This is a genomic window from Actinotignum timonense, assembly GCF_900155575.1.
GTDB lineage: Bacteria > Actinomycetota > Actinomycetes > Actinomycetales > Actinomycetaceae > Actinotignum > Actinotignum timonense.
Map to the genome: position 1 here is coordinate 1352859 of NZ_LT706966.1, position 23789 is coordinate 1376647.

Annotated in this window: 18 protein-coding genes; 13 read left to right on the forward strand and 5 right to left on the reverse strand. The window is 63.0% G+C overall.

The genetic code is table 11. From position 1 onward, the window contains the following. Positions 1 to 46 precede the first annotated feature (46 nt). The 4 genes from tsaE to CZ322_RS05730 all read left to right on the forward strand — a co-directional run bounded on the left by tsaE (position 47) and on the right by CZ322_RS05730 (position 3351). Positions 47 to 574: a tRNA (adenosine(37)-N6)-threonylcarbamoyltransferase complex ATPase subunit type 1 TsaE gene (gene tsaE / locus CZ322_RS05715; RefSeq protein ID WP_257960033.1), complete on the forward strand. Its 528-nt coding sequence runs from the start codon at positions 47 to 49 to the stop codon at positions 572 to 574. Beyond that, positions 571 to 1287, forward strand: coding sequence for a tRNA (adenosine(37)-N6)-threonylcarbamoyltransferase complex dimerization subunit type 1 TsaB (gene tsaB, locus CZ322_RS05720; protein WP_087070548.1), 717 nt, complete (start codon positions 571 to 573; stop codon positions 1285 to 1287). The genes tsaE and tsaB overlap by 4 nt, the downstream gene beginning before the upstream one ends. 19 nt (positions 1288 to 1306) lie before the next feature. Next, a complete protein-coding gene (locus CZ322_RS05725) occupies positions 1307 to 1924 on the forward strand; it encodes a GNAT family N-acetyltransferase (protein WP_087070549.1) in 618 nt (205 codons plus the stop codon). Between the two features lie 68 nt (positions 1925 to 1992). Continuing rightward, entirely contained in the window at positions 1993 to 3351 is a 1359-nt protein-coding gene (locus CZ322_RS05730) for an isochorismate synthase (protein WP_087070550.1), read from the forward strand. A gap of 59 nt (positions 3352 to 3410) precedes the next feature. Here the strand turns inward: CZ322_RS05730 and CZ322_RS05735 are convergent, their stop codons facing one another. Both CZ322_RS05735 and CZ322_RS05740 read right to left on the reverse strand, forming a co-directional pair. Next, positions 3411 to 4064: a thiamine pyrophosphate-binding protein gene (locus CZ322_RS05735; RefSeq protein ID WP_087070551.1), complete on the reverse strand. Its 654-nt coding sequence runs from the start codon at positions 4062 to 4064 to the stop codon at positions 3411 to 3413. A 55-nt stretch (positions 4065 to 4119) separates the two neighbouring features. Continuing rightward, positions 4120 to 4836 carry an enolase C-terminal domain-like protein gene (locus tag CZ322_RS05740; RefSeq protein ID WP_087071177.1) on the reverse strand — a complete coding sequence of 239 codons (717 nt, stop codon included), beginning with the start codon at positions 4834 to 4836 and terminating at the stop codon, positions 4120 to 4122. A 118-nt stretch (positions 4837 to 4954) separates the two neighbouring features. Here CZ322_RS05740 and CZ322_RS05745 point away from each other — a divergent pair, with 118 nt between their 5' ends. The 3 genes from CZ322_RS05745 to tsaD are packed head-to-tail and all read left to right on the forward strand — an operon-like array spanning position 4955 to position 8241. Beyond that, complete coding sequence (locus tag CZ322_RS05745; protein WP_087070552.1) at positions 4955 to 5932, forward strand: 1,4-dihydroxy-2-naphthoyl-CoA synthase; 978 nt, start codon at positions 4955 to 4957, stop codon at positions 5930 to 5932. 23 nt (positions 5933 to 5955) lie between these two features. Next, positions 5956 to 7182 carry an AMP-binding protein gene (locus CZ322_RS05750; protein ID WP_087070553.1) on the forward strand — a complete coding sequence of 409 codons (1227 nt, stop codon included), beginning with the start codon at positions 5956 to 5958 and terminating at the stop codon, positions 7180 to 7182. Between the two features lie 18 nt (positions 7183 to 7200). Next, positions 7201 to 8241, forward strand: a complete 1041-nt coding sequence (gene tsaD / locus CZ322_RS05755) for a tRNA (adenosine(37)-N6)-threonylcarbamoyltransferase complex transferase subunit TsaD (protein ID WP_087071178.1) — start codon at positions 7201 to 7203, stop codon at positions 8239 to 8241. Positions 8242 to 8244: 3 nt separating this feature from the next. Here tsaD and CZ322_RS05760 read toward each other — a convergent pair whose 3' ends face one another. Continuing rightward, positions 8245 to 9486 carry a class I SAM-dependent methyltransferase gene (locus CZ322_RS05760; protein ID WP_087070554.1) on the reverse strand — a complete coding sequence of 414 codons (1242 nt, stop codon included), beginning with the start codon at positions 9484 to 9486 and terminating at the stop codon, positions 8245 to 8247. A 92-nt stretch (positions 9487 to 9578) separates the two neighbouring features. Here CZ322_RS05760 and CZ322_RS05765 point away from each other — a divergent pair, with 92 nt between their 5' ends. The 3 genes from CZ322_RS05765 to CZ322_RS05775 all read left to right on the forward strand — a co-directional run bounded on the left by CZ322_RS05765 (position 9579) and on the right by CZ322_RS05775 (position 12283). Next, entirely contained in the window at positions 9579 to 10409 is an 831-nt protein-coding gene (locus tag CZ322_RS05765) for an aldo/keto reductase (protein WP_087070555.1), read from the forward strand. A 264-nt stretch (positions 10410 to 10673) separates the two neighbouring features. Next, the gene (gene groES / locus CZ322_RS05770; RefSeq protein WP_016443059.1) at positions 10674 to 10970 is read left to right on the forward strand and encodes a co-chaperone GroES; all 297 of its coding nucleotides are present in this window, start codon (positions 10674 to 10676) and stop codon (positions 10968 to 10970) included. A 608-nt stretch (positions 10971 to 11578) separates the two neighbouring features. Next, positions 11579 to 12283 (forward strand): hypothetical protein, encoded by a 705-nt coding sequence (locus CZ322_RS05775; RefSeq protein ID WP_143231862.1) that lies wholly within the window; start codon positions 11579 to 11581, stop codon positions 12281 to 12283. Positions 12284 to 12796: 513 nt separating this feature from the next. Here the strand turns inward: CZ322_RS05775 and CZ322_RS05785 are convergent. Beyond that, positions 12797 to 15778 carry a LamG-like jellyroll fold domain-containing protein gene (locus tag CZ322_RS05785; protein ID WP_159455008.1) on the reverse strand — a complete coding sequence of 994 codons (2982 nt, stop codon included), beginning with the start codon at positions 15776 to 15778 and terminating at the stop codon, positions 12797 to 12799. A gap of 353 nt (positions 15779 to 16131) precedes the next feature. Here CZ322_RS05785 and glmS point away from each other — a divergent pair, with 353 nt between their 5' ends. The 3 genes from glmS (at position 16132) to guaB (ending at position 22761) form a co-directional block, all read left to right on the forward strand. After that, entirely contained in the window at positions 16132 to 18198 is a 2067-nt protein-coding gene (gene glmS / locus CZ322_RS05790) for a glutamine--fructose-6-phosphate transaminase (isomerizing) (protein WP_234984478.1), read from the forward strand. Positions 18199 to 18302: 104 nt separating this feature from the next. Further along, on the forward strand, positions 18303 to 20978 hold the full coding sequence (locus CZ322_RS05795; protein WP_087070559.1) for a 5'-nucleotidase C-terminal domain-containing protein: 2676 nt from the start codon (positions 18303 to 18305) through the stop codon (positions 20976 to 20978). 274 nt (positions 20979 to 21252) lie between these two features. Beyond that, positions 21253 to 22761 (forward strand): IMP dehydrogenase, encoded by a 1509-nt coding sequence (guaB, locus tag CZ322_RS05800; protein WP_026428247.1) that lies wholly within the window; start codon positions 21253 to 21255, stop codon positions 22759 to 22761. 221 nt (positions 22762 to 22982) lie between these two features. Here guaB and CZ322_RS05805 read toward each other — a convergent pair whose 3' ends face one another. Next, on the reverse strand, positions 22983 to 23669 hold the full coding sequence (locus CZ322_RS05805) for an exonuclease domain-containing protein (RefSeq protein WP_087071180.1): 687 nt from the start codon (positions 23667 to 23669) through the stop codon (positions 22983 to 22985). Positions 23670 to 23789 lie beyond the last annotated feature (120 nt).

Sequence of the window (23789 nt, forward strand, 5' to 3'; positions counted from 1 at the left end):
CCGCACGCCCTACGCCCGCGCCCGCGAAGCGACGTAGAATAGCACGGTGACTGAGAAGATCCTTATTGAGGACGCCGAGGCGATGCACGCCGTTGGCTGCGCCCTCGGAAAGCTCCTGCGCGGCGGCGACCTCATCATGCTCAACGGGCCGCTGGGCGCCGGAAAAACCACAATGACCCGCGGAATCGCGGAAGGCATGAACGTGGGCGGGCGCGTCACCTCCCCGACGTTCGTGATCGCCAATGTGCACCGCTCGCGGGCCGGCGGCCCCGACCTCGTCCACGTGGACGCCTACCGCCTCACCTCCCTGGAAGAACTGGACGCCCTGGACCTGGATTCCTCCCTGGAAGAATCCGCCACCGTGGTGGAATGGGGCGAAGGCAAAACCGAGGTCCTCACCAATGACCGCCTCGATATTGATATTGAACGGCCCGTCGGCGCCGCGGCCGGCAGCGATGTGCTCGACCTGTACGTCGATTCGCCCCGCACCCTCAGCCTGCGCGCTTCCGGCCCGCGTTCGCGCCAGCTCGCCGCCGACCTGCTCGCCTCGTACCACCAGGAGAATGCTTCATGAATATTTTGACCATTGATACCAGCGACCTATCCGTGGTGGGCCTGGTCCGCGTGGAACATTTTGGGAACGACGGCGCCGCCGGGCAGATCGCCACTCTGGCCCGCGAGGTGTCCCCGGATTCGCGCCACCACGCTGAAACTCTCACCCCGATGGTCAAGGCAGTCCTGGAAGCAGCCGGGGTGGAACGCGCCGATGCCATCGTGGCGGGAACCGGGCCCGGGGCCTTTACCGGGCTGCGTGCCGGCTTGGTGACCGCCCGCACCCTCGCTTTCGCCTGGGATGTGCCCCTCTACGGCGTTTCCTCCCTGGAAGTGCGGGCCCTGGGCACGCTGCGCGAGGGAGCTACCCGCGCGCTCGCGGTTATCGATGCCCGGCGTAAGGAACTGTATGTGCTGAGCGCAGAAGTAGCACCGGCTGCCCAGAGCGCGGCGCGCGGCGAACTCACCGTCACGGATGGCCCCCGCATTATCCGCCCGGCCGAGGTACCTGCGCTGCGCGGCGAACATACCAGCGTCGTCGTATCCCATGGGGATATGTATCCGGAACTGAGCGGGGCGCGCGTGGTGGAATGCGAACCGGAGCTCATGGTGGCGCGCGCGGGCGCGAAGTTGGCGGCGGGCGAGGCGCTCGATACCGAGCCGCAATATTTGCGCCGCCCCGATATCGCGCAGGGCGTGGCCCAGCCGGCGGGCAGCGGTTACCTCGGCAGCTAGGCGCGTGGTGGGGAGTGAGATGCCGCGGCACTGGCGCGATGTGCCGATGCGGCGCGTGGTAGCTGATCCGTCCTGGGCGCGTGACCTGGCCCGTTTCGACGCCGCCCAATTTGGCGCGCGGGAAGCCTGGCCGCGCGGGGCCTGGGAGCAGGCGCTGCGGGCCAGTAGCGAAGCCTACCTGCTCTACACGGTGGAACCTCCGCGGGAAGTGATGGAGCGGGGCGAAGCTGCGGTGTTCCCGGGCACTGCCGCAAATTCGGTAGAGCACGGCGCCACTGCGGCCGTGCCCGGTGCCGCCACACCAAACGCTCCTTCCATTAATGCGCTTGACGATCTTCACCCGCCCATCCTGGCGGCCGGCGGGGTGAGCCTGGGAGTGGAAGCCGAAATCCTCACTCTCGCGGTGGCGCAGGCGGTGCGCGGGCAGGGCCTGGGCGGTGCGCTTCTTGACGACCTCATGACCCTGGCGCGCGACGCGGGCGGGGAAACCATGTTCCTGGAGGTCCGCTCGGACGACCCGATTGCCACCGGACTCTACGCCTCGCGCGGCTTTACCGCGGTGGGGCGGCGCCCTGGCTACTATCACGGGCGCGACGCCACGATTATGCGCTGTTCATTAGCCGCCGCTTCGGCCTAAACTATCCCTTTGCGGGCTCGCGGGAGAATCCGCCGGCACAGCGTAGTGAAAGCGGAAAGGAAACGGGGATGGCGGAATGCAGCGGCGCGAATATGACGGGTAGCGCGGATGCTGTGGATTATGCAAACTTTGAGGTCCACCGGCTGCGCCAGCCCCTCCCGATCTGCCCGGAACTTTTCGGCTTCGCCCCCTCCCCGAATATCAGCGCGTGGGTCGGCCCGCACCTGGCGCTCCTCGGCTGGGGCGAATACGTAGCGGTAGAAAGCGAGGCCCCGGATACTCTCGAACGCGCGGCCGCGCGCTGGGCGCAGCTGAGCGCCGCGGCACGGCGCAGTGGGCAAACCGGGCAAACCGAGCGAAACGGGCACAACGCGCGAACCGCGCGAACCGGGCACAAGAATACGCAGAAGTACGACGACGCAGAGCTGCCCTGCGCCCTCCCGCTCGCCTTCGGATCTTTCGGGTTTCTCCGGGGCGGAATGCTCCTGATCCCGGAAACTCTCCTGGTGATCACCAAGGAAGCCAGTTGGGTGATCGGGGTGGATTGCGGGGAGCTGGCTCGGCGCCTGGACTCCCTGGACGGGGCGGCGGTGTGCGCGGCGGGCCGCGCCGCATTAGCGAGCATTCCCGGCTGCGGGGCCACGCACTCGGAAGGCGGGAGCCTGAGCGAAAGTGAATGGTGCACGGCGGTGGCCACGGTGCGCGATATGCTCCGCGCGGGCCAAGCGGACAAAGTTGTGCTGGCCCGGGATAAAAAACTGCGGGCGCAACGGGATTTCGATCCGCGCCTGCTGTGCGCTCACCTGGCGCGTTCCTATCCGAGCTGCTGGATATACGCGGTGCGCGGCCTGGTGGGCGCCACCCCCGAACTTTTGGTTGGCACCCGGGCGGGGGAGTTTTCCTGCCGGGTGCTCGCGGGAACAGCCACAGCGGATGAGGGGGAGGTGCTCCTCGCCTCGGAAAAAGACCGCCGCGAACATGAGATCGCGGTGGAATCGGTGCGCAGCGCGCTTACTCCCGTGGCGAGCTCGCTGGATATTCCCGAGCAACCGGAGCTGCTCCGGCTCCCGAACGTGTGCCATTTAGCGACCGATGTGCGTGGGCGCAGCGAGCATTCCGCACTGGGCCTGGCCTACGCTTTGCATCCCACCGCGGCGGTGTGCGGCCAGCCCACCGCTCTGGCCCGCGATATTCTCACCGATGTGGAACATATGGACCGCGGGCGGTATGCCGGTCCGGTCGGCTGGGTGGACGCGGCCGGCAACGGCGAATTCGGGATCGCGCTGCGCGGGGGCCACATCACCGGAAACTTCATCACTCTGTACGCGGGAGGCGGGATTATGCCGCAATCTATCCCGGAGGCAGAATTCGCGGAAACCGAAGCGAAAATGCTCCCTATGCTGAGCGCGGTGGCGGAAAGCCGCTAAGCCCCGCACCACGCCGGCGCACTTAGCTCATGCGGTGCTTCGCGCGTGCATCGCGTGAGTTATGCACCTAGGGCAGCACTAATTTCCGCTTGCACCTGCGCATCGCGAGCGCGCAGATCCGGAATATCGGTACGCACCTCAACCACCGACACCCCGCGGATCGGGCGCGCCAGGAGATCATCGAGCTGGTCAAGGCTGCGCACCTCCAGATAATCAGCTCCCATACCGTAGGCAAGGTACTCGATGTCACAGCGCTGCGGCGTCGCAAAATAACGCCCGAAATCCTGCGCGTGCTGCGGCTCGCCGTGCTCCAGGCCAGCGAAAATTGAACCGCCCGCATCGTTGAGGACAATGACTTGCAGATCCACCTCCGGCTCGTGGCTCCCGCGGAGCAAGCCGCCCATATCGTGGAGGAAGGTGAGATCGCCCAGCAGCACCCGCACCGGTTCCCCGGTGGCGGTGGCCAGACCGCGCGCGCAACTGATGGTGCCGTCAATCCCCGCCAGTCCGCGGTTACTGAGAACGCGGAGCGGGCGGGCCGGGGTGCGTGCCGCGCGGTCGAGGATCCGGATAGAAGCCGAAGCCCCCACGAAGAGCAGCGGGGCACTCTCGGGATGCTCGCTGTGACTATCCCAGATAGTGCAGGCAATATGCAGGGGATCGAAAGGTGCGCCGGGGGTGCGGGCGGCTAGGCTGCGCCGTCGGCTTATCATCGTGGCGCTCCGTTCCTCCGCTGCGCGCCACAACGGTGGAATCGTACCCGTAGTTTCAGGTGCGGGCGGCAGTGCCGGTAGCACGGCGCGAACCGTTCCGAAAGGATCGAAATAGTAACCGCTNATCGGCAGCTCCCGCGCGAGCCACCGCCAGCGGGTCGCTGGCGCGGCGAATCGATTCATCCGCGGCAATTTTGGGGGCAACCCGGGAGCGCACCCGGGCCAGCTCCGCGATCTTTTTGCAGGGCTGCTCCACGTATTCCAGCCCGGCCAGCCCGCCCGCGCGGGCCGCCGCGTCAAGCTCGGTGATGGCCCGGATAGCGGTATCGGTATCCCAGGCCGCGTTCGCATCCACGCGTCCCCTCCCGGCCGGCCCGAGCGCCGCCGCCACCGCGGCCACCCGCTCGCAATCCTCGCGTAGGGTCGAGCGCGGATCGGCAACTTTCACTTTCGCGGTGGTGCAGCCGGCCGCGTCGCGAACCAGCCGGGCTGCATCCGCAGGCGTGGTGACCGGGATCGTCACATTCACGGGGATATGGCTGCGCAGCGGACGCGGAAAGGGCCGGGTGGCCGCCTCGATTCCGGCGCGCAGCCACGGGGCTGATTCCCGCGGGTCATAATCCCAAAACGGAGCTGCCTCACCCCAACCGGCCGGGCCCTCCAGGAGCAGTCCCTCCCGCACGGTAATCCCCCGGAAGCGGCGCTTGAGCGGAATCGAATAGGCGAGCACCCGGGACAGTTCGGGGAAAGGATTGACTAATTCAGTAAGCATGGCCTCGTTGACAAGTACGCGGTACGGCACGCGGGCCCGGGCCGCTAGGCCGTGGCTCCGCGCCGCCGAGAGTGTGAAACAGACCCCATACTAGCGCCTGCCGGCTAAACTGTCCCCCATGAGTATGCTTCCTTCGGTTTCAGATACATTCGATCCCGCGCGCTGGCGCACGGTCCCCGGTTTCGAGTTTGAAGATATTACCTACCATCGTGGTATTTCCCGCGGGGAGGTGGATGGCCGACCCGCGGGCGAGGACCTCCCGGTGGTGCGCATCGCCTTTGACCGCCCCGATGTGCGTAACGCTTTCCGCCCGCTCACCGTGGACGAACTCTATCGGGCATTCGACCACGCGCGCATGAGTTCCGATGTGGCCGCCATTATCCTCACCGGGAACGGTCCCTCCCCGCGCGATGGCGGCTACGCTTTCTGCTCGGGCGGCGACCAGCGGGTGCGCGGGGCAGACGGCTACCAGTACGAAACGGCCGGCGCGGATTCTAGCGCCGGGGTGGCTCAGCGCCGCGCCCAAATCGACCACGCCCAAGCCAGCCGCATGCACGTGCTCGAACTCCAGCGCCTTATCCGCACCACCCCGAAACCGGTGATCGCGGCGCTCACCGGGTGGGTGACCGGCGGCGGGCACTCCCTCATGGTGGTCTGCGATCTGGCGGTCGCCTCCCGCGAACACGCCCGCTTCAAGCAGATCGACGCCAATGTGGGTTCCTTCGACGCCGGATACGGCAGCGCCCTGCTGGCCCGCCAGGCCGGTGACAAGCGCGCTCGCGAGATTTTCTTCCTCGCCCGCGAATACAGCGCGGACCAGGCCGCGGCCTGGGGTGTTATTAACGAAGCGGTGGCGCACGCGCAGGTGGAAGAAACCGCTCTCGAGTACGCGCGTATTATTGCCACGAAATCACCGCAAAGCATCCGTATGCTCAAATTTGCTTTTAATATGGTCGACGACGGTATCGCCGGCCAGCAGGTATTCGCTGGTGAAGCCACCCGTTTGGCCTATATGACGCCGGAAGCCCAGGAAGGCCGGGATGCCTTCCTCGAGCATCGCAGCCCCAATTGGGATCCCTACCCGCGCTACTTCTAAAACAGGCGGGTTGAGGTTCGCGCATGTCCAGTGTTCTGAGCCCGGAGGATATTGAGTTCATTGTTCCTTCCCGGAGCGGTATACGCGCGCTATACGATGCGATAGCGGCGCGGCTGGAAGCACCCGGTAGCCACCGCCCGCTCATGCCGCTGGCTTCTTCGGCGGCCGATGCAGCGGCGGATTCGGCGGTTGATGCGACTACGGCCGCGGATGCAGCGGCCGATGCGGCGGCGGTGGCGGGGCGGATCCGCTGGCGGCCGGATATTGATTTTATTTTGCAAACCTCCGGTTCCACCACGGGGAAGGGGCACCTGGTCGGGCTTTCCGCCCGGGCTTTCCTCGCTTCGGAAGCTGCCACCGCGGAATTCTTCGGGGGCCGGGGCCGCTGGGTGCTGGCCCTCCCCGCGCATCACGTGGCCGGGTTCCAGGTAGTGGCACGCTCCTGCGTGGCCGGTAGCTATCCGGTGGAGCTCCCACCCGGGCTATCGCTACGCGATCATGGCGGCGTGGATATGGTGGATATGCCGGAGGGCGGCTTCCTATCCGTGGTTCCCACCCAGCTCTCCGATATTGTGGAATCCGGCCAGGCGGGCACCACGGCCTTGAGGAACTTGCGTGCCATATTGGTGGGCGGGGCGGCGGCTGCGCCGTCGCTCATCACCCGTGCCCGAGCATTGGGGCTCCCGGTGGTGACCACCTACGGCATGACGGAAACCGCGGGCGGCTGCGTTTATAACGGTATCCCGCTGCCCGGGGTGCAGGTGGCCGCGCCCTCCGGGCGGCTGCAATTATCCGGGCCGATGCTGGCCGCAGGGTATTTGAACGAACCAGAATCTGCGGCTTTTATAACGAGTGGCGGCCGGCGCTGGCACGTGACGAATGATGCCGGGAGCGTTATTGAGGGGAGAGTGCAGGTCGCGGGGCGCCTGGATGACGTGATCATTTCCGGCGGGGTGAAGGTGCATGCCCGGCAGGTCAGCGAGGTGCTGTGCAGTTTCCCGGGGGTGCGGCGCGCGGAAGTTCTTCCGGTGGTGGATGAGCGCTGGGGGCAGATCGTGGGAGTAATTCTGGAAGCAGAGTTCCCTTTCGCGCAGCGCGCGGAGGAGGTACGTGAGTACGTGCGCGTGCGGATGGGGAAGGCCGCCGCGCCGCGCCGGGTGGTGCAAGCAGCTATCCCCATGCTGGCCTCCGGGAAAGTGGATCGCCTGCGCGCGCTGGAGATGCTGCGCACTCCCACATGGGAAAAGTGAGGAGTAAGATTGCCGGGCGTGAGTACAACAGTTTTGGGAATCGAAACCTCGTGTGATGAAACGGGGATCGGGATCGTACGCGACGGCGAGCTGCTGGCGGATGTAACCGCCACGTCTATGGATGAATACGCCCGCTACGGCGGCATTATCCCGGAGATTGCCTCGCGTGCTCACCTCCAGCAAATGGTCCCCACCCTGAACGCGGCCCTGGAGAAGGCCGGCGTGGGGCTGGGCGATTTGGATGCGATTGCGGTAACCGCAGGCCCGGGGCTCATCGGTTCGCTGACCGTTGGGGTTTCCGCGGCGAAATCCCTGGCCTTGGCGCTGGGTATTCCGCTCTACGGCGTTAATCATATTATTGGGCACCTGGCGGTGGATCAGCTGGCCAGCGGGCCCTTCCCGGAGAGCTTTATCGGACTGGTGGTTTCCGGGGGTCATTCCTCGATTCTGCACGTGCGCGATATTGCCGGGGATGTGACGGAGCTGGGCGGCACCCTGGATGATGCCGCCGGTGAAGCCTTCGATAAAGTGGGGCGCCTCCTCGGCCTGCCCTACCCGGGCGGCCCGCATATTGACCGCCTCTCCAGGACCGGCAACCGGGATGCCATTCGCTTCCCGCGCGGCCTGGAAGGCGGGAAAAATAAGGCACGCCACCGCTACGATTTCTCCTTCTCCGGCCTGAAAACCGCTGTGGCCCGCTATATTGAGGGCCTGGAAGAACGCGGCGAAGAAGTCAATGTTCCCGATATTGCCGCCGGATTCACCGAAGCTATTACCGATACCCTCACGGATAAAGCCCTGCGGGCCTGCGAAGATAAGGGCTGTGACACCCTGGTGGTGGGCGGGGGATTCTCCGCGAATTCCCGGCTGCGGGAACTGGCCGCCCAGCGCGGAGCCGAACGCGGGATCAACGTGCGCATCCCAGCGCTGCGCTACTGCACCGATAATGGCGCCATGATTGCTGCCCTCGGGTACAGCGTGGCGGTCAGCGGGCGGGCGCCGTCGCCCCTCGATATAACGGTGGACACGAATATGCCCCTCGATCTGGTAGCGTTCTAGCGCCTACCACCCTTCGCGTTCGGCGACGATAGCGCGGTGCTCGCCGAGGATCCGGGTGAGGATCACGGTGGCGGCGCCGTCCCCGGCGTTCTTGTGCAACTTGAGTTGTTTGCGGAAGAGCGCCGGGTCAATATCGGTTCCGCGTTTTTTGATTTCGGCCCGCACGACGCCGCGTTTGCGCAGCTCGGCAGCCACGGTTTTGGCGTGCAGCGGGAGCACATCCAGTATTTTGAAACGGGCGAGGAGCGGGGAGGCGACGGCGTCGCCGCTTAAATACGCCAGCCCGGGCGAAATCGGAGCCAAATCAAAATCGCTACACACCTGGTCGAGGCCGCCCGCGCGCATAAGCGCCGGATCCGGTTCGTACAGGTACGCATCCAGGGGCCGGGCCGGCAGGGAAGCGGCGGACTGGCTCGGATCCCCGCGCCAGGTGCGATAGTAGCCGACCAAGTTCCCGGTGGCGGAAGTGGCGGCGTCGTCGCCCTCCTCGCGCCGGGGCTTTTCGGTGAGGATCGTGGCGCCGCGCCCCGGATCGCGCGTCCCAAACCACGCCACCGCCTCCACGAGGTCCCCGTCCACGCTCACCCAATCGACGAAGGCATCGGCGGGCAAATCCGCCCAGCGAATCCCGGGCCCGAGCTTAATCCCGGTCACCCGGAATTCGCGCGCCAGCGCAATGGCATCGCTGAGCGCCGGCTGCCAGTGCTCGGGATGCGAAATCCGCTTGCCCCGCGCATCGCGCCGCGCCGGGTCGAGCCACAGCCCCTCGCGGCTCTCATAGCTACCGAGCAGGGCGTATCCGTCTGTTGGTACGACGGCGCAACCGGCATTAGCCTGCGCGAAATGAGCGGTAACCGGGTCACGCTCCACTCCCAGGGCGGTCAGGCCGGCGTCGGTGAAGGCCTGGGAATCCGCCCCGATCCCGCAGCCGAAATCGAGCACTTCGCGCACGCCGGCACGTTGGAAGACCGAGGCGTGCTGGCGGGCCACGCTGGCGCGGGTGGATTGCTGGAGGCCGGCGTCGGTGAAGAACATGCGGGTGGCGCGCTCGCCGAATTTGGCGCGGGCGGCATCGCGCAGGCGGGTCTGGGTGAGCAGAGCGGAGCTTTGCTCGGGGGTGAGGCCGCGTTCGCGCAGTTCGGTGGAGAGTTTGAAAGCATCGGCCACGTTATGGGCCGGCATGGTGGCGAGGAGGGCTTGCCCGGCGGGGGAGGTGAGCCAGTGGGCGACGTCGAGCTGTTCCACGCTTCCAAGCCTAGCGTGCCCGGGCGGGCGGGGCCTAACGCGTCTGGGGGAGTGCCTGGCGCGAGCTGCCCGCGCCTGGCACACTATGTGATATGGCTAATATTCCGACATTGACATTGAACGACGGGCACACCATCCCGCAGCTCGGCTTCGGCGTTTTCCTGGTGGAGCCGCAGGAGGCAGAGCGCGTGGTGAGCGAGGCGCTGGCCACCGGCTATCGGCATATTGACACCGCAGCCATTTACGGCAACGAAGCCGAGGTGGGGCGCGCGATTGCGGCCTCCGGTATCCCGCGCGAGGAACTTTTTATCACCACGAAACTGTGGAATGACCGGCAGGCCGATGCCCCGGCCGCGCTGGCGCAATCCCTGGAGAAACTGGGGCTTGATTACGTGGATCTGTATCTCATTCACTGGCCGGCACCGCAGCAGGGGCTGTACGGGGAGGCGTGGAAGGACCTGGTGAGCTTCCGGGAGGCCGGGTTGGTCCGTTCGGTGGGTGTATCCAATTTCCAACCTGCGCATCTCAATCGCATCGTGGCTGATGGCGGCGTCGTACCGGCCGTGAACCAAGTTGAGCTGCACCCGCGTTTCCAGCAACGCGAAGTTTCCCAGTATTGCGCCGCGCGCGATATCAAGATCGAGGCGTGGGGGCCGCTGGGGCAGTCTAAGTACGGGCTTGATGAACTGGAGCCGATTGCGGCCGCGGCCCGCGCGCACGGGAAAACCGCCGCGCAGGTCACGTTGCGCTGGCATCTGCAAAGCGGGCATATTGTTTTCCCGAAAACCACGCACCGGGCGCGTATGGAGGAGAATATCGACCTCTTCGATTTCGAGCTCAGCGCCGCGGAAATGCAGGCGATTGCCGGGCTGGATGCCGGGGAAGCCGGGCGGGTGAGCTCCCATCCCGATGAGGTGAACTAGGCGCGCGAAACGGCGCGAGCGTGGGTGTGGCGCGGTAGGTGTGAGTGCCCGGAGCCCTGCGGACGAGCGCGCGCCGTGCGAGAAACTTCGCTTTTCGCAAATCCTTAGCACTCACCTTGACTGAGTGCTAAGTGCGGCTTACCTTTAATAGCGGACGTAGTTCATGCTACGGCTTGTGCTTAGTGCGGGCCCGGCCCCCGCGACGGCGGGTCCCGGTTCTGAGCGCGTTTGTAGTGCACGAGTTGAGAAGTAAGGAGGAGCCGCATGTCGGTCTCCATTAAGCCGCTTGAGGATCGCGTTGTTATCCGTCAAGCTGAAGCAGAAACGACCACCGCTTCCGGTCTGATCGTTCCCGATACCGCTTCGGAAAAGCCCCAGGAGGGCACCGTTCTGGCGGTGGGCCCGGGCCGTATTGATGACAAGGGCAACCGCGTTCCCATGGATGTCAAAGTGGGGGATGTTGTGGTGTACTCCCGCTACGGTGGCACCGAAGTCAAGTACGGCGGGGATGAATTCATCATCCTCTCCGCGCGTGACGTGCTCGCCGTGGTGGAAAAGTAACATCACCTAGGCAGCGCTAGATAGCGCTAGGCAGCGCCGTTTTTGCGGTAGCTAGTAGCGCCGCGATTCGGCGGCAGCGTAGTACGTGGTGGGGCTGGCTCGTTTGGGCCGGCCCCACCACGTTTTTGCATAACCTTGCGTTCGGCGGCTCTGCCACAACCCGGTGCGCCACCTCTGGTTACAGGCATTTCCACAGATCGTGATCGCCATCGGGAACAGGTCTCATACCCAGGGGAAGACTGAAAACTGGGCGGTACCAATAACCTACTGTCTTGAAACGATGCTTTTCTACCGACGAACGTCAGTGTGAAATACCGACAAATGACGGTGTTGTGGTACTAGAAATAACTGGTTAACTGGAGGCGTATCTGAATGGAGATCTCCGCCCGCGTTTCCGGGCTGGGCAATTCGCCACCAAAGACGGTGGTGCAACGAAAGGAATACAGGGAATGAACGAGGGCGAATGTACGGATCGATTTCAGGAATTTGGGAAGCTATTTTCGACAAGCGCGCGTTCGTTGAAATCGGAGAAGAGGGTGCTAGTTTCCTTGAGGTGCTTCTCGGTTTAGAGGGTGTTGTAGCCGAATGCTTCGGCTAAAAGGACAACCATGGTTCGTGTTTCTCCGGATCCGGATTGGACGCCGGTGCCTTTCCGCCAGTCGTGGAGCGGTCACCTCATCGTTGGCACGCTGACCGCAATAGGTATTGTGATTGCGCTGGCGCTGAGCCGGTTGTTCCTCCCTCATCAGGTGAATTTTTTCGCACTGCTGCTCATCGTGGTGCTGAGCACCGTGGCTGTTGAATTCCTTTCGACCATCCCTCACCTGTGGCAACAGCAAAGGTATCATCATCCCCACCCGGGAGGATGGCTTCCTCCGCTGAGCCGGATTGCGTTCTTCGCAGGGGTCTATTTTCTTGTCACGCTGGCACTGACGTGGAACTCCCGGCAGGCACTCATCTGTGGTGGCCTGGCTACCGCGGTCGCGATCATTGAGGTGATCGGGATACGGCAGTGGAAATCCGGCTTGACCATAGCAGAGGAGAGAGAAGCCACCCTGAAAGCCAAGAAAGCGCTTCAAGAACTCATTATAGAAACCCGCATAGAGCGGCGGGAGATAGCTCGGCGCAGAGCGGCCGAGCGCCACAAGCGGCTCGGCTTACCGGAGGACACCAGTCCGATTATTACGGTCAAGCCGGGCGGCTTCGAATTCCGGCCGCATCGCGTGAACTTTATTGCGCCGCGCGCCGAGCCCGACGGCGCGGAGCAGCCTGATGCGCACTCAGATCCACATTCTCAAGAGGACCGAGGTTAGCTCGGCAGTTAATTGCGGCGTAGCTGGGCTCCCAGCTCTTCGGTGGCGCTTGTGCTTCACAGGTAGAATTGAGGACTGAATTGCTTGGGATTGAGGAAGTGAAAGAACAGTGCTTCAGCTAGTTGAATATGCGTTAGTCGGTTTGGAGCTCATCGTCGCCTTGCTCAGCGTTATTTTCGCGGTTATGAGCCTGATGGGGCACTCCGACATGATTTACTTGGCCATGTTATGTTTAGGGATCTATGCAGTCGCATCTGTGATCACTAAGGGAATCGAGCATTTGGGTAAGAATAAGTAATCTGGTACGGGGATATTTAGCAAGCACGCGGCGGCAAGGCAGAACGACAGAGGAAAACTGTCTGTCGCGCACACTTTGTTTCCCGGCTGAAATGAAGGAAGGGGAGGGCCCGGAAATTCCGGGGCCTCCCCTTTCGCTTGCCCGGGGCGGGATACTGGCCGGTGGGCCAGGATCCCGCGGGCGTTACTTGTTAGCGGGTTGCAAACAGTGCTGTGTTAGCGGCGGACGATGGGGGTATCAACACCATCCCCGTCCCAGTCACCAACCAGCATCTGGTCACCAGCCCGGCCATAATGCAAGGTGATATCAGCGTTCCCGCTCTTGAGCGAGTTCGCCACAAACACCTGGTTACCACGGCGGACCGCGAAGGTATCCTTACCATCGCCATCCCAATCACCAACGAAGATCTGGTCACCGGCCTTGCCGTAGGAGAAGGACGTTTCAGCCTTGCCGCCCGCGAGGGTGTTATTCACGAAGAACACATTCCCACGCTGGAGAGCGAAGCTGGACTTGCCATCCCCGTCGAAATCACCGGAGAGCAACACATCACCGTCGCGCCCGAAGCTGAATACCTGGTCGGCATCCCCCGAACGGATCGAGTTGAGGACGAATACCTGGTTGCCGCGGCGTACCGCGAAGGTATCCCTACCGTCGCCATCCCAGTCACCAACCACGATGGTGTCATCAGCGCGCCCGAAGGAAATCACTTCATCGGCCACTCCACCGGTGAGGCTGTTCTGAATGAAGATCTGGTTACCGCGGCGGACAGCCAAGGTTTGCTGACCATCACCATTCCAGTCCCCGGCCAGGACTTCGTCACCGGCTCGCCCGTAGGAAAAAGCGGGTTGGGTTGCTATGGAGTCCCAATCGTTGGATAGATAGAACGTATTGCCGGTGTTACCCGGCTTCGCCGGAACGTTAGTTGTGCTCGGGGTAGGCGCCGGTGTCGGATCTGGGGCCACCGTAGGAGTTGGCTGCACTGTCGGATCCGGTTTTTCAGTAGGCGCTGGCTTTACTGTTGGCGTCGGCTCGGCCGTAGGCGTCGGCTCGGTCGTTGGCGTCGGCTTCACCGGGGGAGTGGGCGTGGCCGTGGGAACGGGCTGTGGCGAAGGGGCCGGTTTCTCGGTGGGCGTCGTCGTTACTGAAGGAGTGGGTTTTGGATCTTGCTGCGCAATACCTGCCGATTGCTCAAGGCCGGCCAAGGTAAATTTCGCTTGCTTGATATACGCAAGATCGGTGCGCACATCGTACCCGCGCCCGGCCGTTCCCTTCCAGGAATGCGAGAAGTCCTTATCCCAGTGGCCATACGAGTGCATGATGAACGTGCCATCGGGCAGTGCGGTGATACCCGTATACCCGGTATCCCCGCCGTAACGATTATTCGACCAGTCCCGCTCCAGCAGGATGCGATACTGGCCCGGGCGCTGGTGCATCAAATCATCGAAGGTGCCGACCCAGGCCACCCAGTTCCCGGCCTTCCAATCACTGGCACCATCGTGGCGGCCATTGCCATTGAGGTCATAGCGGATTTCCCGCATGGGAACCACCACCCGGCCAGAGACGGGATCATAGGCCGGCTTATGCCGCTCGCCGGCAAGGGAACCGGGAAGCTCCACCGGCTTCGACCAGGTCTTGCCTTCATCCTTGGACACGATCATCGTGGGCAGATGTGCATGGGACTGGCTGCGCGCCAAACCAACAATCTGCTTGCCATCCGGAGAACGGAACATCCCGATCTCACACATTTGATGGGACTTTTCGATATCGCGGTGTTCGGCCAGGTAGGGAACCGGATCAGACCACTTCTCCACGCCGTCCTCGAAAGTGAGGTAGGTCTTGTAATTGACGAAATCGTAATCGTGATAGACACCCATCCATTTTTGGATTGGCTGGCCGGCGTCGTCGCGCAATTGCACCAGGGAAGCCATGGCAACAATCGCGGCATTATCCTTCCCATCATGCTGACGCACCGGGTGGAAATTGGTGTACTCGCTCCACGTCTCGCCATTGTCATCCGAATAGGAGGTATTCCACCCGTAACGGTGGCCGGCATTATCAACACCCCACCCCGGATTAGCGGTGATAAGCATGAGACGCTCCGCGCCATCCTCCCGGATGAGGGAATACAGGGTAGGAGTTTCCTGCGAACCCGTCCACGACTTCGGGGTATCGGTCTTTTCCGTCCACGTTTTCCCCTGATCATCCGAGATCATCATGACCAGCGGGCCCTTGCCGTGCCCGGCCGGGAACGCGGAAATCAGCCGCCCGGTTTTTGTTTGCACCAGATCGGGTTGCCCCAAATACTGGCGATTTCCACCCGGCTGGCGCATCACCGTGCTGATATTGGCATCATCGAGCTTGTATTCCGGGATCGTATTGCGTAGGGGGAGCTGGGGCTGGGCGGGTTCGTTTTTGCCGGGCTCGCCCTTGCCGGGGGTATCTTGACCGGGCTGACCGGGCTGACCGGGCTGGCCGGGAGTCGGCTTTCCCTGGTCCGGATTGCCTTGCGCGGAATCCTGCGGCCGTTCCTTATCGTAGAGAGCTTTCACCTCAGCAGCGCTCAGCGCGGAGTTGTAGACGGCCAGTTCGTCAATGGCACCGGTGAAACCAGTTCCACCAATAACATCCGCGGGGATGAGCACGCGATGGTTCTTCGTCCAGGAATTCTTATCAACAGCCTGGCCATTGACGTACATCGTCATCCCAGCGGTTTTCGATTGCGTCCACGCAAGGTGATACCAGGTACCACCGGAAAAATCGTATTTGAAGGTCAGCACATCGCCGCGGCCCTTACCTACATGGAATCCAGCCTGGCGGTTCGCAGCCAATTTTAGATCGAAAGAAAAATCCTTCTTGTTATCCATGAGCACCGAGGTGCGCTCCCGGGGTGCTGCATCCGAGCGCACCCAATAGCTCACCGACCACGGGTCATTTTCAGAAATCGATATCGGCTGGGAAAAGCTGAGGCCGTGGCCATTCTCCACCCGCAAGGCAGTGCCGGACACGCCATCCACCAGCGGCGCCTGTGCCTGATCTGGATTGCGCTGCCCCGCGGAATCCGCGAGATCCGTATCGAAGGTGTACTTATGAATGGGGGTAGCTGCCTGTGATGCGTGGGCGATGAGGGTACCGCCGCCCGGCAAGGTAAGGAGTAACGCACCGGCAACAGATATAAATTGGTATAAACGTTTCACCACTATTCGCTTTCGATGAATTTGACAGTTCTGAGCACGGAGCTTCCGCGACATTGCTTCCGCTGCAACCCAGGCCAGGGGTTGCCGTGCTCGTGTACAAGATCACCGGTTCTTGTTCTGAACATACTAGGAGCGTGGCCGGGCGGGAGTAAGTGCCTTTTGGTCCTAAAGTCTGACAACTTTTTGTGAGGTGAAATACACTCGGGTTGTGTGGTGGCGGGGAAGGCATGTAGCTGCGTCGTCGTTCGAAAAGACCCCGGGGGCCGTGAGCGAAATTTGTCTGACCTGCGCAAATGTGCGCGCTGTGCGGGTGTTGACTCTTTTCTCGGAGCCGCCGGCGCAGTACTTTAACTTCCATGTGCGGAATTGTTGGGTACGCGGGCCCGCGCTCGCGAGCAGAACAGAGAAGAACGAACGGCGCCGAAACGGCAGGCACCAGCGCCACAAACGAAGCCACCACGGGCGCCTCGACCGGCGCCACGCAACGCGGATTGCAGGTGGTGCTCGAAGGCCTAGCCCGCCTGGAATACCGCGGCTATGACTCGGCCGGGGTGGCGGTGGCCGGGCCGGAGGGCTTGCGTGCGGTCAAGCGCGCCGGGCGCCTCGATAACCTGCGCCAGGCCCTGCAGGACACCCCGCTGCCGCCCGCGCAGGTGGCTATCGGGCACACTCGCTGGGCGACTCACGGTTCGCCCTCGGATACCAATGCCCACCCCCACGTTTCTTTTGATGGCCGGGTTGCTATCGTCCACAACGGCATTATCGAAAACTACCGCGAACTCGCGGAGGGCCTCGCGGCCACGGGCATTACGCCCGTTTCCGATACCGATTCGGAAATCGCGGCGCATATCCTCGCCCAGCAGCTCGCCGCGGTTGATGCGAATGCTGCGGTTGAACAAGATGGCGCCACGGTTGATGCGAGCGTTGCGGAGTCCGGTTCCGACGACGCCGCGGCCGGTGCTGCGGCCAGCACCGCCACCACCACGGAGCCCGGCTTAGGCTCCGCCCTCTTCCGCGCCATGCTCGCTACCGCGAATATCATTGACGGCTCCTTCACGCTCGTCGCTATCGACCGCGATCACCCCGATACCGTGGTGGCGGCCCGGCGGAACTCCCCGCTGGTCATCGGCCTGGGCGAGGGGGAGAACTACCTGGGTAGCGACGTGGCCGCTTTCATCTCCGAAACCCAGCGCGCCCTGGAAGTCCCGCAGGATACCGTGGTGGAAATCAGCGCGGATACCGTGCGGCTCCTCGGCTTCGACGGTTCGCCGCGCGCGGGCAAGGAATTCACGGTGGATTGGGACGCCTCGGCCGCTGTCAAAGGCGGATACACCACCTTCATGGACAAAGAGATCCACGAGCAGCCGCGCGCCGTCGCCGATACCCTGCGCGGGCGCGTGGTCAATGATTCCCTCCAACTCGACGAAATGCGCATCAGCGAAGCGGTGCTGCGCACCATCGATAAAATCATCGTGATCGCCGCCGGAACCGCGTCCTACGCCGGGCAGGTGGCGCGCTACGCCATCGAGCATTGGTGCCGCATCCCGGTGGAGGTGGAACTCGCCTCCGAATTCCGTTACCGTGACCCGGTGGTGGGGGAGAAGACGCTCGTCGTCGCCATTTCGCAATCCGGGGAAACGATGGACACGATTATGGCGGTGCGCCACGCGCGCGAACAGGGCTCGAAAGTCCTCGCCATCGTCAATACCTACGGTTCGACCATCGCACGCGAATCCGACGCGGTGCTCTACACCCACGCCGGCCCCGAAATCGCGGTGGCTTCCACGAAGGCCTTCGTTGCCCAGATCACCGCGTCCTACCTGCTCGGGCTCTACCTGGCCCAAATCCGCGGCAATAAATTCCGCGACGAAATCACCGGCTACCTCGACGAACTCGAAAAAATGCCGGCGCGCATGGAAAAAATGCTCGCCCAAGAACCGCAAATCCGCGCCATGGCCCGCGAACTCAAGGGCGAAAACTCGGTGCTTTTCCTCGGCCGGCACGTCGGTTTCCCCATCGCCCTGGAAGGCGCCCTCAAACTCAAAGAAATCGCCTACGTGCACGCCGAAGGTTTCGCCGCCGGGGAACTCAAACACGGCCCCATCGCGCTCGTGACCGACAACCTGCCGATTTTCGTGATCGTCCCCACCCCGCGCCGCCCCGAGCTGCACGCGAAAACGCTGTCGAATCTGCAAGAGGTCCGTTCGCGCGGGGCACGCACCATTGTGGTTGCGGAGGAGGGCGACGACGCCGTGCGCGATTTCGCCACCTCGGTATTCTGGGCACCCCGCGGCACGCCCACCCTCATGATGCCGCTCGTCACCGTGATCCCCCTGCAGATTTTCGCCTCGGAGATGGCGGCGGTGCGCGGCTACGACGTTGATAAACCGCGCAACCTGGCCAAATCCGTGACGGTCGAATAATCGCGCCACCCCGCGCTCACTTTCCAGTCACGTTCAATTAGCCGGGTGTTTACCCGCGCTTCCTATGGTGACGGTGTCCTATTTCCCTCGGATGAAGGAACACCATGACCATATTTTCCCTGCGGCGCATGACCGCTTTCGGTGCGGTCGCGGTGCTGGGCGCGGGCGTGCTCACCACGCCGGCCCAGGCCGCGCCAGCCGACCACGTCACTATCGATATCGCGGCGATCTCCGATTTCCACGGCCATATCGAGAACGCGGCTGCCCTCGACTACCAGATCGATGAGCTGCGCAAGGCCAACCCGAATACCATTTTCGTGGGGAACGGCGATCTGGTGGGCGGCTCGGCCTACGTGTCCTCCATCGCGAACGACCAGCCCACCCTCGATATTCTCAACGCCATGCAGCTTGACCTCTCCGGGGCGGGCAATCACGAATTCGACCAGGGCGTCAAGGATTTCGAAAACCGCATCGTCCCGGCCTCTGAATTCCCGTGGACCCTGGCGAGCGTGGGCGGGATCGACACTGCAAAGATCACCCCCTACGCCTTGAAAACCGTGGGCGGGGTACGGGTGGCTTTCGTATCCGGCGTGACCGATGAGCTCAATACCCTGGTGTCTCCCACCGCGATCACCGGCCTGGATATTAAGGATCCCGTCAAGGCCGTGGATGCGCAGGCTGCCCTGCTCAAGGATGGGGACGAAAGCAACGGCGAGGCGGATATCGTCGTCGCCCTCATGCATGCCAATAATGCGGTAGCGGCAACGCTCGGAAGCGATGTGGACGCCGTCGTCGCAGGTCATACGCACCTCACCGTGGATAGCGTGACCACGCCTTCGGGCGCACCGGTTCTGGAAGTGGGCGAATACGGGCGCACGTACGGCCGTTACACTTTTGTGTACGACGCCGCAGCTAAGAAGCTCGTGAGCGCCACCGCCGCCAACGTTGCTATTGACTACAAGAATGCCCAGGCCCCCAAGTCCGCCGATATTGAGGCGATGTACCAGGCTGCCGAAACGAAAGCGAAGGAATTGGGCGCCCAGCAGATCGGAACCATTAAGGGAATCGCGAACCGCGGCACCAATAACGGCACCGATACCGGGGCGAATCGCGGGACCGAATCCTCGGCCGGCAATATGATCGCCGAAGCGTTCTACCAGTACTCCCAGGGCATGGAAAAGAAGGCCGATTTCGGGATTATTAACCCGGGCGGTATTCGCGCGGATCTGGACCCCAACGGCGACGGCATCGTCACCCTGGAAGAGTCCTACACAGTGCAGCCTTTCGGGAATTCCTACGCCACTGTGGACCTGACCGAAGCGCAGATCTACACCATGCTCGAACAGCAGTGGAATGACAAGGAAGGCGCCTCCCGGCCCATGCTGCGCCTCGGGCTTTCCTACAATATGCATTACGTTTTCGACGCCGCCGCGGATGCCACCCCGGGCCAGCGCGTCAAGGCCGTGTACATCAACGGTGAAAAACTGGATCGGGCGGGGGAGAAGGTCTATACCGTGGCCTCCAACCAGTTCATCCTGGCCGGTGGTGACGGTTTCACGGTGCTCGGCGAGGGTAGCAATTACGCCGATACCGGGCTGATCGATAACGATGTGTTCAACGCTTTCCTCAAGGCCAACCCCGGCTATCAGGTGCGTTATAACCAGACCTCGGTGGGTATCACCGGGGAAGAGGCTCTCAAGGCTGGGGAAAGCGCGGAGCTGAGCTTCTCCTCGCTGGCTCACACCTCCACCGAGCCCAAGGGTGAGAAAGTCACCGTGTACCTCAACGGGGTGGAAGTGGGCAGCGGCGCGCTGGATACCACCGTGACGCCCTCGCTGGATAACACCGGCCGTGCCACCGTGAAGGTCACGGTGCCTGCCGATGCCCCCGCGGATTCCGTGCTGCGGGTGGTGGCCGGGCCCACCGATCTGTCCTTCCAGGTGGCCGTTGCTCCCGCAGCGGTGACGCCGGATCCGGGTGCGGGCGAGGAGCCGGGTAAGCCTGGTAAGCCGGAACCTACGGAACCGGGCAAACCGGAACCCACGGAGCCCGGAACCCCGAACCCCACCCCGGAACAACCCGCGAAGCCGGGCGCTCCGACGGGTAACCGCTTCATCGCCACCAATAACTGGAACTCGGGTGCTGGCAGCATTGATGCCGCCTACGGGCGCGCTGGCGAAAGCTTCATTTACGGGGATTGGGATGGCGATGGCGTAGATAGCCTCGGCGTCGTGCGCGGTAACCAGTTCCTCCTGAGCAACGGCTTTGCCGGGAATGCCACCGAGGTCTTCGCTTTCGGGAAGGCCGGTGACCGGGTACTCGTCGGCGACTGGAACGGGGACGGTAAGGACACCGTGGCCGTGGTGCGCGGAAACACCATTTATGCGGTGGATTCCCTGCGCGGCGGCGCGGCGGACCACGTCTTCACCTTCGGACGCCACGGGGATACCTACCTGGCTGGTGATTTCAACGGCGATGGCCGTGACGAAGTAGCGGTCCAGCGCGGCAATACTTTCTTCGTCCAGGACTCCCTGGGCGGGGCTGCCGGTGCCGCCTTCTCCTTCGGCCGTGCCTCGGATATTGCCCTTGCCGGTGATACCGATGGGGACGGGAAGGACACCATCGTGGTGGTCCGCGGTAACGCCTACTACGTTGCCGGCTCCTTGAGCTCCGGGCCGGCCAGCGCGGTGTACTCCTTCGGGAAGCACACCGATACGCACCTCCTGGGTGACTGGAATGGCGACGGCGTCGATACTCCGGCCGTCCACCGGGTCCGCTAAGGATTCTGCGGAGGGTTCGCTAAGGAATTCCGGCGCAGCGCCGCTGAGCAATATTTGCCGGTAGTGCTGTGCATCGCTAGCCCGCATGCTGCCGTGCTCATGAGTGAGCCGTGCGGCGTGCGGGCTAGTTGCACACGGGTGACTTGCTAGTCACGGGCCTGTGAGCTGGGCTTATGTATATGTGCCTGCCGGTTGGGTATGCGCGCGCGAGCTGTGTCGATTTTCGCGTGCCGGCCACATTGGAGTTATCAGCTTGGCGCGATAACATGGGAAAATGGATTTCGTGAACGATTTTGCTCCTCTTGCTCTAACCTATGACGATGTGTTGCTTGTTCCGCAACCAACTGATGTTATTCCTTCCGAAGTCGATACCTCTTCCCACCTGACCCGCAATATTGTGCTGAAAACCCCCATGGCTTCCGCGGCTATGGATACGGTCACGGAGCGCGATATGGCTGTTGCGATGGCACGCCAGGGCGGTATTGGGATTATTCACCGCAATCTCTCCCCGGAAGATCAGGCCCAGCAGGTTCGCGAGGTCAAACGTTCCGAATCCGGCATGATCACCGACCCGGTGACCGTAGCCCCGAATGCCACGATCGCCCAGCTTGATGCCCTGTGCGGGCAGTATCGGGTCTCTGGCCTTCCCGTTGTGGATGAGCAGAAGCACCTGCTCGGCATTATTACCAACCGTGATTTGCGTTTCGTTCCGGAAGATGAGTACGCCACCACCCGGGTCGAGGATGTGATGACCCGCATGCCGCTGGTGACCGCACCCACGGGTGTGTCCCGCGCGGATGCCCGGGCGCTCCTCAAGAGCCACCGGATTGAAAAGCTTCCCCTTATTGATGAGGATGGGCGCCTCACCGGCCTTATCACCGTCAAAGATTTCGTCAAAACCCAGCAGTACCCCAATGCTTCCAAGGATTCCCAGGGCCGCCTTCTCGTGGGCGCGGGCGTTGGGTACTTGACCGACTCCTGGGAGCGGGCCGGGATGCTTGCCGATGCCGGCGTGGACGTGCTTGTGATTGATTCCGCGAACGGGGAAGCGAAGCTCGCCCTCGATATGATTCGTCGCCTGCGTGCCGATTCCGGTTTTGACGGCGTGGAGATTATCGGTGGCAATATCGCCACCCGCTCCGGCGCCCAGGCACTCATCGACGCCGGGGTGGACGCGGTCAAGGTCGGGGTGGGCCCCGGGTCCATCTGCACCACCCGCGTGGTGGCCGGCGTGGGCGTACCGCAGGTGACCGCGATTGTGGATGCGGCGCGCGCTTGCAAGCCGGCCGGTATCCCGCTGATTGCGGACGGCGGCCTGCACTGGTCCGGTGATATCGGCAAGGCCATCGTGGCCGGTGCTGATACCGTGATGCTCGGTTCGCTTCTTGCTGGCTGCGTGGAAACCCCCGGCGAAGTCATTTTCGTGAACGGCAAGCAGTACAAGCACTTCCGCGGCATGGGCTCCCTGGGTGCGATGAGCTCGCGTGGCAAGAAGTCCTACTCCAAGGACCGCTACTTCCAGGCCGACGTCACCTCCGATGCGAAGCTCATTCCGGAAGGCATCGAAGGCCAGATTCCCTTCCGCGGCCCGCTGGCCTCCGTGCTCTACGAACTGGTGGGCGGCCTGGGCCAGACCATGTTCTACTCGGGTGCCTCCACCATTGCCGAGCTCAAGGAAAAGGGCCGCATGGTCCGCATGACCGGCGCCGGCCTCAAGGAATCGCATCCCCACGACGTGGAAATGACCGTGGAAGCCCCGAATTACTCCGGGCTCAAGTCCTAAATATTCCTACTCATAATCTCCTTTAGCTCGCTGCCACGCGTGGCAGCGCTGGGGTGGTAACGAGGGCCGGGAACGTAAGAGCGCGTTCCCGGCCTTTCGCTATGTACCGCAAAGTACGACGCCGCAGCCCGGCTCCCGCGTGGCTGGGTTTATGCGCATACTGGATGATGCGTTGTCCGCTTGGGTTCGCCCAGCCGGACCAGCAACGTAACTAGCGAGTACTAGTTGCGCGGGACGGGCCAGCCTTCCTTGGGGCCATCCGAGCGGCCTACTTTGCGCAAAAACTCTTGGAATTCGCGTTCGGCCGCGATCTGAATATCCACGATTTCCCGCAGTTCCTTTTCCCGCAGCTGGGGGAATCTCTCCAACATGGCCCCGAGTACCCGCAGCGTGGCCACCACATCAGCTTCCGCATTGTGGAAAGAATCATCCTGGAAAACCCCGTAATGCATAACGAGGTTTTCCAAGCGCCGCTTCCCCTTGCGGTAGCGATCCACCCCGCGATCCAGCAGATAGGGATCAATAACCGGGAAAATCTCACCGCCCAAGCGCTGGTTGAGGGTGGGCAGCCCGTGGCGGGCCAGCTCACTTTCGAGCAGGGTGAAATCATAGGAGGCATTAAAAGCCACCACCGGCTGGCCGGCCGCTAGTTGCGCCCCCAAAATATCCGCGATCTCACCGAGGACTTCCGCGATGGGCTGGCCCTCCGCGCGGGCTTGCTCCGTGGTAATGCCATGCACCTGGCTGGCTGCTTCCGGAATATCCACCCCGGGATCCGCCAGCCAATACCGCCGCGAGGTTCCCTCACTATCCACCCGCACGAGCGAGCAGGTGACGAGGCGATCGCGCCGGGGATCCACCCCGGTTGTTTCTGTATCAAAGCCGATAAGCGGCAGCGTGGTCCACACGGTTCCCATCCTTTCCGCGGCCCGCGCCGCGCTTCTGTGCTGGTGCTTCGTAGTCTAATCCGCCCCTACGACACGAAAACGTACCGGTTCCTATCTGCGGCTACGTCCGCGGCGTAAGGG

What these genes read in the sequence shown, in the direction of transcription:
- tsaB (WP_087070548.1), top strand. Translation starts at nt 571, where the DNA reads ATGAATATTTTGACCATTGATACCAGCGACCTATCCGTGGTGGGCCTG.
- CZ322_RS05725 (WP_087070549.1), top strand. Translation starts at nt 1,307, where the DNA reads ATGCCGCGGCACTGGCGCGATGTGCCGATGCGGCGCGTGGTAGCTGAT.
- CZ322_RS05730 (WP_087070550.1), top strand. Translation starts at nt 1,993, where the DNA reads ATGGCGGAATGCAGCGGCGCGAATATGACGGGTAGCGCGGATGCTGTG.
- CZ322_RS05735 (WP_087070551.1), bottom strand. Translation starts at nt 4,064, where the DNA reads ATGATAAGCCGACGGCGCAGCCTAGCCGCCCGCACCCCCGGCGCACCT.
- CZ322_RS05745 (WP_087070552.1), top strand. Translation starts at nt 4,955, where the DNA reads ATGAGTATGCTTCCTTCGGTTTCAGATACATTCGATCCCGCGCGCTGG.
- CZ322_RS05750 (WP_087070553.1), top strand. Translation starts at nt 5,956, where the DNA reads ATGTCCAGTGTTCTGAGCCCGGAGGATATTGAGTTCATTGTTCCTTCC.
- CZ322_RS05765 (WP_087070555.1), top strand. Translation starts at nt 9,579, where the DNA reads ATGGCTAATATTCCGACATTGACATTGAACGACGGGCACACCATCCCG.
- groES (WP_016443059.1), top strand. Translation starts at nt 10,674, where the DNA reads ATGTCGGTCTCCATTAAGCCGCTTGAGGATCGCGTTGTTATCCGTCAA.
- CZ322_RS05775 (WP_143231862.1), top strand. Translation starts at nt 11,579, where the DNA reads ATGGTTCGTGTTTCTCCGGATCCGGATTGGACGCCGGTGCCTTTCCGC.
- glmS (WP_234984478.1), top strand. Translation starts at nt 16,132, where the DNA reads ATGTGCGGAATTGTTGGGTACGCGGGCCCGCGCTCGCGAGCAGAACAG.
- CZ322_RS05795 (WP_087070559.1), top strand. Translation starts at nt 18,303, where the DNA reads ATGACCATATTTTCCCTGCGGCGCATGACCGCTTTCGGTGCGGTCGCG.
- guaB (WP_026428247.1), top strand. Translation starts at nt 21,253, where the DNA reads ATGGATTTCGTGAACGATTTTGCTCCTCTTGCTCTAACCTATGACGAT.